Source organism: Chromobacterium rhizoryzae (assembly GCF_020544465.1).
Classification (GTDB): Bacteria; Pseudomonadota; Gammaproteobacteria; order Burkholderiales; family Chromobacteriaceae; genus Chromobacterium.
Genome location: NZ_CP066126.1, coordinates 4,517,801 through 4,530,525, shown reverse-complemented (window position 1 = coordinate 4,530,525; position 12,725 = coordinate 4,517,801). Strand labels below are relative to the sequence as shown.

16 protein-coding genes are annotated in these 12,725 nt (G+C 63.0%); 14 read left to right on the top strand and 2 right to left on the bottom strand.

Annotation, left to right across the window (positions count from 1 at the left end):
* The first annotated feature begins 15 nt into the window (after positions 1-15).
* The 9 genes from JC616_RS20630 (at position 16) to JC616_RS20590 (ending at position 7,190) form a co-directional block, all read left to right on the top strand.
* Positions 16-666 carry a head decoration protein gene (locus JC616_RS20630; RefSeq protein ID WP_227105155.1) on the top strand — a complete coding sequence of 217 codons (651 nt, stop codon included), beginning with the start codon at positions 16-18 and terminating at the stop codon, positions 664-666.
* A 67-nt stretch (positions 667-733) separates the two neighbouring features.
* The gene (locus JC616_RS20625) at positions 734-1,771 is read left to right on the top strand and encodes a major capsid protein (protein WP_227105153.1); all 1,038 of its coding nucleotides are present in this window, start codon (positions 734-736) and stop codon (positions 1,769-1,771) included.
* 2 nt (positions 1,772-1,773) lie between these two features.
* Complete coding sequence (locus tag JC616_RS20620; RefSeq protein WP_227105151.1) at positions 1,774-2,103, top strand: head-tail joining protein; 330 nt, start codon at positions 1,774-1,776, stop codon at positions 2,101-2,103.
* 2 nt (positions 2,104-2,105) lie between these two features.
* Entirely contained in the window at positions 2,106-2,636 is a 531-nt protein-coding gene (locus tag JC616_RS20615) for a hypothetical protein (RefSeq protein ID WP_227105149.1), read from the top strand.
* Positions 2,637-2,645: 9 nt separating this feature from the next.
* A complete protein-coding gene (locus JC616_RS20610; protein WP_227105147.1) occupies positions 2,646-2,810 on the top strand; it encodes a DUF2635 domain-containing protein in 165 nt (54 codons plus the stop codon).
* Positions 2,811-2,867: 57 nt separating this feature from the next.
* Positions 2,868-4,349 carry a phage tail sheath subtilisin-like domain-containing protein gene (locus JC616_RS20605; protein WP_227105145.1) on the top strand — a complete coding sequence of 494 codons (1,482 nt, stop codon included), beginning with the start codon at positions 2,868-2,870 and terminating at the stop codon, positions 4,347-4,349.
* A gap of 58 nt (positions 4,350-4,407) precedes the next feature.
* On the top strand, positions 4,408-4,776 hold the full coding sequence (locus tag JC616_RS20600) for a phage tail tube protein (RefSeq protein ID WP_227105143.1): 369 nt from the start codon (positions 4,408-4,410) through the stop codon (positions 4,774-4,776).
* Positions 4,776-5,051: a phage tail assembly protein gene (locus JC616_RS20595; protein ID WP_227105141.1), complete on the top strand. Its 276-nt coding sequence runs from the start codon at positions 4,776-4,778 to the stop codon at positions 5,049-5,051. Before JC616_RS20600 ends, JC616_RS20595 begins: the two co-directional genes overlap by 1 nt.
* A 144-nt stretch (positions 5,052-5,195) precedes the next feature.
* Positions 5,196-7,190 (top strand): lytic transglycosylase domain-containing protein, encoded by a 1,995-nt coding sequence (locus JC616_RS20590; RefSeq protein WP_227105139.1) that lies wholly within the window; start codon positions 5,196-5,198, stop codon positions 7,188-7,190.
* A gap of 3 nt (positions 7,191-7,193) precedes the next feature.
* Here JC616_RS20590 and JC616_RS20585 read toward each other — a convergent pair whose 3' ends face one another.
* Positions 7,194-7,589 (bottom strand): hypothetical protein, encoded by a 396-nt coding sequence (locus JC616_RS20585; RefSeq protein ID WP_227105137.1) that lies wholly within the window; start codon positions 7,587-7,589, stop codon positions 7,194-7,196.
* A 79-nt stretch (positions 7,590-7,668) separates the two neighbouring features.
* Between JC616_RS20585 and JC616_RS20580 the strand changes: the two genes are divergently transcribed.
* Complete coding sequence (locus JC616_RS20580) at positions 7,669-9,114, top strand: DNA circularization protein (protein WP_227105135.1); 1,446 nt, start codon at positions 7,669-7,671, stop codon at positions 9,112-9,114.
* Between the two features lies 1 nt (position 9,115).
* On the opposite strand, the gene JC616_RS20575 is transcribed toward JC616_RS20580, so the two are convergent.
* Entirely contained in the window at positions 9,116-9,370 is a 255-nt protein-coding gene (locus tag JC616_RS20575) for a hypothetical protein (protein ID WP_227105133.1), read from the bottom strand.
* A gap of 75 nt (positions 9,371-9,445) precedes the next feature.
* On the opposite strand from JC616_RS20575, the gene JC616_RS20570 reads away from it, so the two are divergent.
* Genes JC616_RS20570 through JC616_RS20555 form a run of 4 tightly spaced genes read left to right on the top strand, consistent with a single transcriptional unit; the run spans position 9,446 to position 12,717 of the window.
* The gene (locus tag JC616_RS20570; protein WP_227105131.1) at positions 9,446-10,531 is read left to right on the top strand and encodes a phage baseplate assembly protein; all 1,086 of its coding nucleotides are present in this window, start codon (positions 9,446-9,448) and stop codon (positions 10,529-10,531) included.
* A gap of 17 nt (positions 10,532-10,548) precedes the next feature.
* Positions 10,549-11,133, top strand: coding sequence for a phage baseplate assembly protein V (locus tag JC616_RS20565; RefSeq protein WP_227105129.1), 585 nt, complete (start codon positions 10,549-10,551; stop codon positions 11,131-11,133).
* Positions 11,134-11,135: 2 nt separating this feature from the next.
* A complete protein-coding gene (locus JC616_RS20560; RefSeq protein WP_227105127.1) occupies positions 11,136-11,579 on the top strand; it encodes a phage GP46 family protein in 444 nt (147 codons plus the stop codon).
* A 1-nt stretch (position 11,580) separates the two neighbouring features.
* Positions 11,581-12,717, top strand: a complete 1,137-nt coding sequence (locus tag JC616_RS20555; RefSeq protein WP_227105125.1) for a baseplate J/gp47 family protein — start codon at positions 11,581-11,583, stop codon at positions 12,715-12,717.
* Positions 12,718-12,725: the final 8 nt, after the last annotated feature.

The window sequence follows — 12,725 nt, the reverse complement described above, 5'->3', positions numbered from 1 at the left end:
TAAGGACCCAACAGCATGACTTATGTTGCGCAAACCCCGCTGCAGGAGCAATGGCACGCTGGCGGCTTTCTCGTTTCCGAAGCCCATGGCCGCCGCTCGCGAGACCGCGGCACCTTTGCCAGCGGCACCAAGGCGCTGCCCGGCGCAGTCCTTGGCAAGCAAACGGTCGGCACTACCGCGGCGGCTGCCGCGCTCGGTACCAATACCGGCAATGGCACCTTCGGTGCGATTACCCTCTCGGCCGGCGCCATTGCCGGTGCGTATGCGGTCGAGTTTGACGACGCCACCCACTTTGTCGTTTCGGACCCGACCGGCAAACAAATCGGCCATGGCACGGTAGGTGTAGCCTTCGCCGCCGCCGGCATCGGTTTCACCATCACCGCTGGCGGCACGGCTTTCGTCGCTGCGGATAGCTTCGCGGTGACCGTGGCCGCCGGCTCCAGTAAGTGGGTGCCCTGCACGTCCACCGCGACCGATGGTTCTCAGATCGCTGCGGGCATCAGCTTCGGCTATGTTGATGCGACGCTGCTCGACACGCCGGGAACGGTTGTCACTCGCTCTTGCGAAGTCAACGCCTCCGAACTGGTCTGGGATGCCTCGATGAGCCAGGGCAACATCACCGCTGCTCTCGCGCAGCTCACGGCTCTCGGCATCATCGCCCGCTAAGCCCCTCCCTCCCTTTCGAATCCCATAAGCCGCCTTCGGGCGGCTTTTCTATTGTTGGAGCACATAGATGGCCAGTTTGGACATTTTCCACCAGGATGCCTTTTCGACGATTCAACTGACCACCGCAGTTGAACGTCACCCGTTCTTGCCCTCCGGTCTGGGCGAGTTGAACATTTTCGAGCCGGACCCGATCCGCACCACCGCGCTGGCAGTGGAAGAGCGCCAGGGCAAGCTGACGGTGATTCCGTTCTCGGAGCGTGGTCAGTCCGGCACCCAGCGCCAAACCGAGAAGCGTAAGGCGCGCTACTTCGATGTGCCGCGCCTTCGCCATGAGGACACCATTTACGCGAACGAGCTGCAAAACATCCGCGCGTTCGGTACCGAGTCCGAGCTGATGCAGGTGCAGGACGAAGTCGCCCGCCGCCTGAATGGCCCGACTGGCTTGACCAGCAACATCGAATACACCTGGGAATACCACCGTCTCGCCGCCGTTCAGGGCCTCTGCCTGGATGCCGATGGCTCGGTGCGCTACGACTGGTTCCAGGAGTTCGGTATCACGCCGGCGCAGGAGGTCGCTTTCAACCTTCCGGCTGCTGCACAGAATACGCTGCGCCCGCTCATCAACGGCATTGTCCGTAACATGGCGCGCAAGGCCCAGGGCGCGTTTACCCAAGCCACCAAGATAGTGGCGTTGTGCGGCGACGCGTTCTTCGACGAGTTCGTCAACCACCCGGACGTGATCCGCACCTTCCTGAACTGGAGCGCCGCCGCCGAGCTGCGCGACGGTAGCCAAGGCGCGGCCTTTAGCGCGTTTCCGTTTGCCGGGGTTCTGTGGGTGAACTACCGCGGTTCGGACGACAACACCACGCTCAAGATCCCGGATGACAAGGTGAAATTCTTCCCGGTCAATGCCCCCGGCATCTTCAAGGTGGCCTATGCACCGGGCGAATCGTTCGAATGGGTGAACACCCCGGGCAAGCCGATCTATGTGGTGCCGATCTTTGACCGCGACCGCAACGAGTGGTGGAAGATGGAAGTGTCCAGCTATCCGCTGCACATCTGCACCCGTCCGGAGGTGTTGCAGACCGGTCGAGCCGGTTCCTAATCGTGGCCATCGACTGGGAAAAGATGGTCATCGGCCCAGCGATGAGAGTGTTCGGCGAGCCGGTAACGTATACACCCGCAACCGGCCAGCCGCTCACAATCTACGGGGTGTTCGATGAGGCTTACCACTCCGTCGATGGTCTGGGCGATACCGTGCATACCTCTACCACAATGCCGGTGCTTGGCGTGCGCGCTGCCGACTTCCCGCAGCCGCCGCAGCAGATCGATCAGCTGACTATCCAGCGCACCGGCATCACCTATGCTGTGGCGGATGTCCATCCGGATGGACATGGGCACATCAAGCTGCTGCTCAACTACGTCTCAGGGGGCTGACCATGCTTTACCGCGCGCAACTGCGGCAGGCGGTGGTCAACGCCCTGCTGCAGGCAAACACCTTGGCGGGCCAGAAAGTCTATGCGCCGCGTGATCTACCAACGACGCCGGCATCAATGCCGCTGATCCTGGTGCAGACCCCGCTTGAACGCAAAGTCAGCCTGGGGCGTCATGCGCCGCTGTTCACCACCACGGCCACCGTAGCAGTGAATGCCCGGGTGCAAGGTGCGACCGTCCAGCAGGTGGAGGCCGACCTTGAAACGCTGTGCGAGCAGATCGAAGAGGCGGTGCTCACCGATTACACCGTGCTGAAAATGGTGCAGCAGGTGGCGGCGGTGGATACCGAGATCGATGTGACCTCGGAGTCGCGCAGCCACCTCGGCGAGGCATGGATTCGCTTTGACATGGAATTCCCGCAGGCGTACCGCCCGACCATCACGCAGCCTCTGACCGACATGGAATTGACCGCCACGGTCGCCAGCGAGGGAGGCCCCCCGTCGCCACCGACCACCATCGGCATCCCCCTTACATAGGAACGAACCATGTACGTGTATCCCGCCCCCGGGCTCGTGATTCGCGACCCGGACTTGCATGACCTGTTGCCTGCGGCTGGGCGCGAGGTTCCCGACACCGACTACTGGCATCGCCGTGTGCGCGATAAGGATGTCGTTCTGGAGCCGCCGGCGTTGACCGACCCTGGCGAGTAAGCCCCACACCCCTACAGAACCCCGCTTCGGCGGGGTTTTGTTTTTGGAGCGTCGTGAATGACCATTCCGTTCAAAAACATCCCGGCCAATATCCGGGTGCCGCTGTTCTATGCCGAGGTCGACAACTCGCGCGCGAACACGGCGCAGGCCAACCAGCGTGCGCTGATCATTGGCCAGATTACCGCCGCCGGCACTGGCGTGGCCAACGTGCCGGTGATCAGCCAGGGCGTCAGCGATGCGCAAACCGTTGGCGGGCAAAACTCGATGCTGGCCCTGATGACGGCGAAGTACCGCCAGAACGACCAGTTCGGCGAGGTGTGGTATCTGCCCTTGGCAGATAACGCCGGCGCCCTGGCTGCCACGGGCACCATCACCATCGGTGGTGCGCCGACCGCGAACGGCACACTGTACCTGTACGTTGGTGGCGTGCGCTACGCGATCCCGGTGCTGACCACCCAGACCGCAGCGCAGATCGCCACCAGCATCGCCAACATTATCGGCGCCGATGCGGCATGCCCGGTGACCGCTGCTGCTGCTGGCAGCGTGGTAACGCTGACTGCCGTCAACAAGGGGCCGTGCGGCAACGATATCGACCTGCGCATGAACTACCAGGGGCCGATCGGTGGCGAGCAATTGCCCGCTGGCGTGTCGGTGACCATCGCCCAGATGAGCGGCGGCGCCACGGCGCCAGACATGACCACGGCGCTCGCTAACCTGGGCGACATGCCGTTCGATTTCATCGTCTGCCCGTACAACGATGCAACCAGCCTGAATGCGCTGCAGTCGCTGCTCAACGACCAGACCGGTCGCTGGAGCTACTCCAAGCAGCTCTACGGCCATGTGTTCGCCGCCTATCGCGGCACGTTGGGCGCCCAGACCACGCTTGGCACCACGCGCAACAACCAGCACGAAACCATCATCGGTTTCAACGACAGCCCGACGCCGAACTGGCTCTGGGCCGCCGCGCTGGCCGGCGCTGCTGCGGTCAGTCTGCGCGCTGACCCGGCCACCCCGCTGCAGACAGTGGCGATTCAGGGTGTGCTGGCGCCGCCGCTGCAGAGCCGCTTCGTCCTGTCGGACCGCAACACCCTGCTGTTCGACGGCATCAGCACCTTTATGGTCGGCCAGGACGGCACGGTCTACATCGAGAACCTGATCACCTCCTACCAGAAAAACGCGTTCGGCAACCCGGACAACAGCTATCTGGAGGTGGAGACCCTGTTCACGCTGATGTACGTGCTGCGCTTCATGCGGACGATCGTGACCAGTAAGTACGCACGGATGAAGCTGGCCGCAAACGGCACCCGCTTTGCCGCCGGCTCGAACATCGTCACGCCGGACATCATCCGCGGCGACCTCATCGCAGCCTACCGCGAGCTGGAATACCAGGGGCTGGTACAGAACGGCGACGCGTTCAAGCAGGGGCTGATCGTCCAGCAGGACAGCAACAACCCCAACCGCGTCAACGTGCTGTGGCCGGGCATCCTGATCAACCAGCTGCGCATCTTCGCGCTGCTGGCCCAGTTCCGCCTGCAGTAACCAAACCAACCAAGCAGAGCCGCCTCCGGGCGGCTTTTGCTCTTTATGGGAGCCGTAAATGGCTGATACCACCAACCTGCTGGCCGGTACCGCAACGCTGACCGTCGACGGCACCGCGTACATGCTGGAAGGCGACCTGTCGTTCAGCGTGTCCAAGGTCTCGCGCGAGACCATGAAAGGCATGGACGGCGTGCACGGCTACAAAGAAACGCCGAACGCGCCGTTCATCGCCGGTACCTTCCGCGACTCCAGCGGCCTGACCGTGGCGGATTTCAACAAGATGACCAACGTGACCGTGACCGCCAAGCTGGCAAACGGGAAAACGATCATCGGTCGCAACATGTGGACGGTTGAAACCCAGGAAGTAGAAGCTGCCGAGGGTACTGTCAAGGTGCGCTGGGAAGGCATGAGCGTCGAGGAGGCGTGATGGCTGAAGAAAACAAAACCGAAGTGCCGGACGAGCTGACCATCGAGCTGCGCAAGCCGGTGGAGTTGGCCGGCGAGACGACTTTCGTGCTCGAGCTGCGCGAGCCGACCGTCGACGAATTGGACCGCTTCCTGAAAGCCATGGATAAGCACGGGCCGGTCGAGGCCACCAAGTTGCTGATCTCGGCGGTGTCCGGTGTCACCGTGGCGGTGCTGGGCAAGGTTGGCGCGCGCGACTTCAAGGCTGCTGAAAGCTACCTGTCCAATTTTTTCTGATCGCCCCGAACGGCATGCTGCCCCCGGACTGGAAGGACATCCTGGCCGAAGTAACCAAGTTCTACGGCTGGGGGCCGCATGATGCGTGGGGGCTTACTTGGTCGAAAGTGGAATGGTGGCGCGGCCATATGATGAGGATGAGCAATGGCGGCTGAAAATCAGTTTCGGTTGACGATCACGGCGGTGGACAAAGCCACGGCCGTTTTCAATCGCATTCAGGGCAAGCTCGGCTCATTTGGCAAGCGCCTGGACCTGAGCAAGCGCCTGGGGTCGCTAGACGGCAAGCTTGCCAGTCTGCGGTTCGATACCCTGTCCAAGAAGGCTGCCGGCTTCGGCAGCACCCTAGCCAAGGCCGCAGAGCCGATGAACGTGGTGGTCGGCGCCGCGACTATTGGCGGTCTGGCCGCTGCGGCATCCAATTGGGCCAGCCTGGGCAGCAACGTGCTGAAGACCTCGCAGATCATCGGGGTGTCCACGCAGGATCTGCAATCGCTGCGCGGCGCCGCCAAGTTGGCTGGCGTATCCGCCGAGCAGCTGGATGGTGGTCTGGCTCAGTTGGGCACCACGCTCAACGATGCGTTCTATGGCCGCAACATGCAGGCGCTGGCATTGCTCAACAAGCTCGGCATCGGCATCCACCGCACCAAAGACGGTGCCATCGACACCACGCGGGCGTTGAAGGACCTGGCCGATGCACTAGCCAATCCGAAGATGAACGCTCAGACCAAGTCAATGCTGGCCGGGCAGTTCGGCCTGCAGGGGCTGTTGCCGATGTTGCTGGGTGGCAGCAAGAACTTGGCCGCCAATCAGGGGCGCGCAACGCAGCTTGGGGCGGTGCAGTCCGATGCCGAGCTCCGGAAGGCAGCAGAGACCGAGCAGAAAAAACGCGAAGCGGCGCTGGCTGGCCAGCACGCTGAGAACTGGCTCGGCAGCACGATCAGCCCGCTATACAACAAGATCATGGAGACGGCCACTAAATGGTTGTCCGAATCCCCAGGCATGACCATCGCCGGCAGCGCGGCGATGGGCGTGGCGGGAACCTGGATGGCCAAGAAGGCGCTGCAGGCGGTGGGGTCCAAGCTGTTGAATGCTGCTGCCAAATCCGCCGCTGCTGCTGTGACCGAAACGGGGGGCGCAGCGGCTGCCGCTACCGGTGCCGAGGTAACCGGTGCGCTCGGCGGCCTGGGCTCGGCCATCATGGCGTGGGTTTCCCGGCTGTGCGCACCGGCCTACCTGCTGCTGCATTCCGATTCGCTCAACGCTGGTGAGAACGAATGGGTCAAAAAGCGCATGCAGGATGGCGGTCTTGGCTCCAAGACCTGGCACGGCCTGGATATCAACGGTCGCGAGTACGCCGCGCTGCGGGACAAGGCGCGCGGTGCCTATCAGCCGTGGTATGAGTTCGGCGACGAGAACGACCTCGGCTACATGAAGCGCTACGTCAAGGAACACCCGGGCGAGGCTCCAAAGGGCTGGATTGCGCAAGCCGCAACGCCGGCCGCGCCAGCGGCTAATGGTGGCTCCAGCCCGGGGACAAAGCGTTTGTTCGATCGCCTGGAGACCCAATACCAGCTGCCGAGCGGCCTACTGGATAGTGTCTGGGCTGCCGAGTCCGGCCGTGGCAAGAACATGCGCTCCCAGAAAGGCGCGCTGGGGCATTTCCAGTTCATGCCATCCACGGCGGCACAATATGGGCTTAAAAACCCAGATAACTTGGGCGAGTCGGCGGATGCTGCCGGGCGCTTGCTGCGCGATCTGCTGCGACAGAATCGCGGCGATTTGCCGCGCGCGCTGGCCGCTTACAACTGGGGCCAAGGCAATCTGAACAGCAAGGGGCTGGCCAACGCGCCGACGGAAACCCGCAACTATATCGCCAAGGTCTCCACCGGAATGGGGATGGCTCCTGCCGCGTTGCCGACAGCTCAGAGCACGCCGTCGCCGGCGGTGCAGGGCGATAGCAATCGACAGGTTGCCGCGCTGCTGGCCCAGCTGAACGATAGCGTCGCCAAGCTGGGGCAGCTCAAGGTCAACGTGCAAACGCATGTTACCGGGCTTCCGGCTGGTGCTGCCGCTCAATCCCGGGTGGTCGATGATTCGCTGCGATACAACTACCCGATGCCGCAGATGGTCACGCCGTGACGCTTAACGCATCTTGCACGTGACCTGGGTTTGACTATTCATCTCCTCGATTGAGGCTATGGAGTTTTTCAGGAACTGCTCGGCATTTGGAGAAGCATCAAGCATGCCGGCCTGAACTGATGCCAGTGCGGCCCTCGAGCTGTAGAGGTTGAAGCAGCGATCTTTGGCTGTCATGCCTTGGGCCACGCTTACCAACTGGTCATAGCTGGGCGTTTGTTCCTGGAAAGCGCTGGTCATGGCAATTGCTGCGTTTCGCAGTTCTGACGGCTTGACCTTTCTAGCCCCTACCAACTGACCATTCTTGAAAGTTGAGATGGTATAGACGGTGGGTGCTGCCATCGCCTGCACGACTAAAGCACTCAGTATGAGAGCTGCCGAAAGTGACAGTGCTCGAGGCATGTTTGCTCCTTGTTATTTGATTTTCGCTCATTTTAGCTCGATGGCATGACGGAAGTGCCATCAGATCAAGGAAAGTTATATGAGCTTTCAGGACGTTCTCAACGGCGTACAGCAGGCAGCTGGCACCGTCAGCGGCGTGATGTCGGCCGCTGGCCGGCTGCTCGATGCGCTCGGCTTGGGCGCGCCCAGCTACCAGGATCAGGTGCGGCCGGCATCGTTTCGCGGCATTCCATTCGCCGTGTTGGCTGGCGAGGGCAGCTTCGGCCGGCGTAACGCCATCCACGAATATCCCAACCGCGATACCGTCTGGGTCGAAGACATGGGCCGGGCGGCACGCAAAATCAGCCTGATCGGCTTCCTGGTTGGTGATGACGTGATCCAGCAGCGCGACCAGCTGATCGCCGCGGCTGAGACCGAGGATATGGGCGAGCTGGTGCACCCTACACTCGGCACCATGTTCGTCAGTCTGATCACGCTGCGCGTCACCGAGAAATGGGACTCCGGCCGGGTCTTCGAAATTGCATTGTCGTTCGTAGAGTCCGGACTGAAGGAATTCCCGTCCGATACTACCGACACCGCTTCCGATGTGCTGGGTGCTGTGGGTGATGCCAACCTGGCCACGGCCGCCGATTTCCTGCACCAGGTCGCGGATGCGGTCAAACAGGGCATCGCGATTGTGCAACAGGTGGTGAACACGGTGACGAAGTGGGTCGGCATCGTCAAAAACGTCATCAACGCAGCGCGCAACCTGTACAACGCGGTGCGCAGCATCCCGGGCACCTTTGGTCGTTTCCATGGCTTGCTCGACACGGGCTCCAGCTCCGTGGCGGCACCGCGCAATGCCACGGCGACTGCCGTTGCGGTGCGGCTGGCTATCGCGCAGGGCACCCAGGCACGGGCGACCGTGGCCAACAACCTAAGCAGCATGTCGTCGGCGGCTGGCGCACTGAGCAGCAGCTCGAGCACGATCAACGCTTTCTCTTCATCCGTACAGACGGTGGTTTCCAGCGTGCTATCCGCATGCACTAGCCCGCTGGACGGCATCAACGCGCTTACGCAACTGGCGCAGTTCACGCCGCCCGTGCTGGCGCAGGACAGCTCGCCGATCGGGCAGGCCATGACCACCGCCCAGAATGCCTCCGCCGCGCTGTTGAGGCGTAGCGCTGTCATCGGAGTTTGCCAAGCTTCGGCCAGCTATCAGCCGAGCAGCTATGAAGGTGCCGCCGCGATGCGATCTCGGGTCACTACGTTGTTGGACGTGGAAATTCAATCGGCTGCCGACCAGGGGCTTGATGCTACCTATCTGGCGTTGCGGCGGTTGCGGGCGGCGGTGGTGGCCGATTTGACCGCACGTGGCGGGAAGCTGTCGCGCATGGCCACGGTGAGCACGCCCGCACCGGTGCCGGCCCTGCTGCTGGCGCAGCGTCTTTACCGCGATTCAACCCGGGCCGACGAGCTGGTGCAACAAGCCGACCCGATCCATCCGGCGTTCATGCCGGTCAGCTTCAAGGCATTGGCGCAGTAGCTTACGGCGTCACGATCTCTGGCATCGGGTATCGCTTCATCAGTTCGGCCTGCTCGGCGCTGGAGATCGGCTTGACCGGGCCGCGCTTGGTTTTCTGGCAATAGAAGGTGGTCGGGTGGCCCTGCTGGTGGTAGCGGGTTGATATGACCGGCCCCTGCTGCTGGCACTCGGCCTTGGTCTTGTATTCGGCGTAAGCGATTTGGCCGCCCTGATGGCCATCGGCGAATACCAGGGTCAGAACGAAAACGGTGATCATCGCGGTCTCTCTTCTCGGACCTATTTATTTTGAATCAATCCACCGCCCTCGTGGCGGCTTTTTTATGGCCGACGCATGGACGATCTCACCATTCTCACCGGCAACAGCCGGATTTCCGGCTGGACTGGCATCCGCGTTACGCGCGGCATCGAGCGCTTTCCGTCCGGCTTCTCGGTGACTATGACCGAGCGCTTTGCCGACGATACGCGCGATGTGGTCGTCAAGCCTGGCGATCCGCTGCAGGTGCTGCTGGGCCAGGACGTGGTGGTCACGGGCTACGCCGACCGCTTTGCCCCCAGTATCACTGCCGGGCAGCACAGCATCTCCCTGTCCGGACGTGGCAAGTGCCAAGACCTGGTGGACTGCTCGCACGCGTGGAATGGTTGCCAGATGTCCAACGTGACCGTGTTGGCGATCGCCCAAGGGCTGTGTGCGCCATATGGGATCTCGGTGACAGCGCTGGCCGACGTGGGGGCGCCCATCCCGCAGGTCAACCTGCCATGGGGCGACACCCCTTACAGCGTGATCGAGCAGCACGCCCGCTATCGGCAACTGCTGGTCTACGAGGATGAAAAGGGAAACCTGGTGCTGGCGCGCGCCACCATGCCGGACAAGGGCGGCGGCAATTACCCGGTGATCGAGGAAGGAAAAATCATCGAGTCCGGTGACTCGATGTTCTCGATGGATCAGCGCTTCAGCGAGTACGTGGTGCGCCGGCTGGCGGTCGACATGATGTCGGATGTCGGCGGCGGCCCGGATGTGCTGGTCAGCTTCTCTGACCCTGGGGTGCCACGCTTCCGGCGCCGCAGCATCATCGCCGAGACCGGCGACGGTGCCGATTTCGCGGTGTCGAAGGCGCGCGGAGCATGGGAAGCCGCCAGGCGGGCCGGCCGCAGCCTGCAAGTCAATCTCACCGTGGACAGTTGGCGGGATGGCTTCGGGCGGCTGTGGACGCCCAACACGCTGGTCACCGTCAAGGCGCCGTCGCTGCGGCTGCAGAGCGTGACCTGGCTGGTGGCTGAGGTGACCTACCGCCGCGATGCGACCGGCACGCACGCCGACCTGGTGCTGATGCCCCCGCAAGCGTTTTTCCCGCAACCCATCCTGCTATTCCCCGGGATGCAGGATGTGGTGGCCGCCAATGGAGCTGCACCGAAATGATCCAGCAATTCGAGCGAATGATGCAGCGGCTTTGGATGTTGGTGGGCCGCGGCAAAACCACCACCGTCAACGACGCCGGCCCGATCCAGATGGTGCAGGTACAACTGGGGGCCAACGAGGTGCGCGACAACACACGCCGCGCCGCCGAGTATGGCTTCACCAGCAGCCCGCCAGCGGGCAGCGACGCAGTGCTGGTATTTGTCGGCGGGGACCGCTCCAACGGCGTGATCATCGCCACCAACCACCAGGCCTCGCGCCTGAAGAACCTGCAGCCGGGCGAGGTGGCGATCTTCGACAACCAGGGCCAGTCGGTCTATCTGACGCGCGTCGGCATCGTGGTCAATGGCGCCGGGCTGCCGCTGACGGTCAACAGCACGCCGGTGGTGACCGTTAACGCTGCCACCAAGATTTCCCTGAACACCCCGGAGCTCGACGTAACCGGCCAGATCAAGGCCGGCGGCGACATCACTGACAACAGCGCGAGCAGCGGCAAATCAATGGCGCAGATGCGCAGCATCTACAACGGCCACGGCCACCCGGTACCGGGCGTCCAGGCCGGCAGCTCGACTGTGAATACCAATCCGCCCACCCAGCAGGAATAACCATGGCAGACATCTCGACGGTCTGGTCGCCGCTGATCGGCGCCGCCGACTGGCAGCAGCAGGGGCCGCTGCTGGCCAGCGGCAACGATCTGGAGACGGCCATTCTCATCAGCCTGTTTACCGATCGCATTGCCGGCCAGGCCGATGCGATTCCGGACGGCACCGGCGATCCGCGCGGTTGGTGCTGTGACGATCCAGCTAGGCCGATCGGCTCCCGGCTGTGGCTATTGCGGCGCGCCAAGCAGACCACGGAAACCGCCAATCGCGCGCGCGACTACATCATCGAGGCGCTGCAATGGCTGATCGATGACGGTGCGGTGATCAAGTTCGACGTGCGCGTGCAATGGATCGGCGCCGGCCAGCTCGGTGCCTGGGTCGTGGTTCATCGAGCGGATGGAACAAAGGCCGCCCTGCAATACGACTGGGCATGGAAGGGGATGAACTGATATGCCGTATATCCGGCCAACACTATCCGACCTACAGAATCAGGTCGCTCAGGACATCGGCGAGGCGCTACCCGGCAGCGATGGTCTGCTGCGCTTCAGCAATCTTAGTGTGCTGGGCAAGGTGCAAGCCGCGCTGGCCTACCTGCATTACGGCTATTTGGACTGGGTCGCCAAACAGTCGGTGCCGTTCACCGCTACAGGTGAATACCTGCAGGGCTGGGGCGCGCTGAAAAAGACCACCATCAAGCCGGCCACCCAGGCCACCGGCCAAGTGACCTTTCCCGGCGTGGTTGGCACGCCGTTGCCCAATGGTTCCGCCATCAACCGCGGCGACGGCGTCGGTTATACCACCACGGCCGATGCCACGGTGGCCAGCAACGGCTATGTGACCGCGCCGGTCATTGCCAATGCCGATCCGCAGGGGTTGACCGGTGCATTCGGCAACACTGCCGCTGGCACCGCGATGACGCTGTCCACTGCAGTGGGTGGCATTACCTCGAGCGGCACGGCCACCACCGCGTTTACCGGTGGCGCCGACCTCGAGGCCGACGACGCGTTCCGCCAGCGTGTGCTGATGGCCTACCAGACCACCCCGCAGGGCGGGGCCAACAACGACTACGTGACCTGGTCGCTGCAGGTGCCCGGCGTTACCCGGGCCTGGGTCGCCAACAACGGTTTTGGCGTAGGCACCGTGGTGGTCTATGTGATGCTAGACAACGCAGAGGCCGCCACCGGCGGTTTCCCTGTTGGCACTAATGGCGTGTCGCAGTACGACCAGGGGCCGGGCGGCGTGCCACGCGGCACGGTCGCCGCCGGCGACCAGCTGACGGTGGCCAATTACATCTGCCCGCTGCAGCCAGTCACCGCGCTGGTCTACGTGGTGGCGCCGACCGCGAACCCGATCAATTTCACCATTAAGGGTATCTCCGCCGGCTCTCAAGCAGCGGCCAAGACGGCAATATCCAACGTCTTGCTGCGGCAGGGAGCGCCGGGTGGCCAGATCAACCTGGCCAACGTCTGGATAGCGATCGCGTCGGTGTCGGGCGTCAACGACTTCCTGATCCTATCGCCCTCCGGCGCGGACATCACCAACCCGACCGGCGCACTGCCGACCTTGGGTACGGTCACCTTCCAATAACGAGGTCA

Coding starts and splice junctions, on each gene's coding strand:
- JC616_RS20585 (WP_227105137.1), bottom strand. CDS start 7,589: ATGCCTCGAGCACTGTCACTTTCGGCAGCTCTCATACTGAGTGCTTTA.
- JC616_RS20625 (WP_227105153.1), top strand. CDS start 734: ATGGCCAGTTTGGACATTTTCCACCAGGATGCCTTTTCGACGATTCAA.
- JC616_RS20615 (WP_227105149.1), top strand. CDS start 2,106: ATGCTTTACCGCGCGCAACTGCGGCAGGCGGTGGTCAACGCCCTGCTG.
- JC616_RS20600 (WP_227105143.1), top strand. CDS start 4,408: ATGGCTGATACCACCAACCTGCTGGCCGGTACCGCAACGCTGACCGTC.
- JC616_RS20575 (WP_227105133.1), bottom strand. CDS start 9,370: ATGATCACCGTTTTCGTTCTGACCCTGGTATTCGCCGATGGCCATCAG.
- JC616_RS20565 (WP_227105129.1), top strand. CDS start 10,549: ATGATGCAGCGGCTTTGGATGTTGGTGGGCCGCGGCAAAACCACCACC.
- JC616_RS20610 (WP_227105147.1), top strand. CDS start 2,646: ATGTACGTGTATCCCGCCCCCGGGCTCGTGATTCGCGACCCGGACTTG.
- JC616_RS20560 (WP_227105127.1), top strand. CDS start 11,136: ATGGCAGACATCTCGACGGTCTGGTCGCCGCTGATCGGCGCCGCCGAC.
- JC616_RS20555 (WP_227105125.1), top strand. CDS start 11,581: ATGCCGTATATCCGGCCAACACTATCCGACCTACAGAATCAGGTCGCT.
- JC616_RS20605 (WP_227105145.1), top strand. CDS start 2,868: ATGACCATTCCGTTCAAAAACATCCCGGCCAATATCCGGGTGCCGCTG.
- JC616_RS20595 (WP_227105141.1), top strand. CDS start 4,776: ATGGCTGAAGAAAACAAAACCGAAGTGCCGGACGAGCTGACCATCGAG.
- JC616_RS20630 (WP_227105155.1), top strand. CDS start 16: ATGACTTATGTTGCGCAAACCCCGCTGCAGGAGCAATGGCACGCTGGC.
- JC616_RS20590 (WP_227105139.1), top strand. CDS start 5,196: ATGGCGGCTGAAAATCAGTTTCGGTTGACGATCACGGCGGTGGACAAA.
- JC616_RS20580 (WP_227105135.1), top strand. CDS start 7,669: ATGAGCTTTCAGGACGTTCTCAACGGCGTACAGCAGGCAGCTGGCACC.
- JC616_RS20570 (WP_227105131.1), top strand. CDS start 9,446: ATGGACGATCTCACCATTCTCACCGGCAACAGCCGGATTTCCGGCTGG.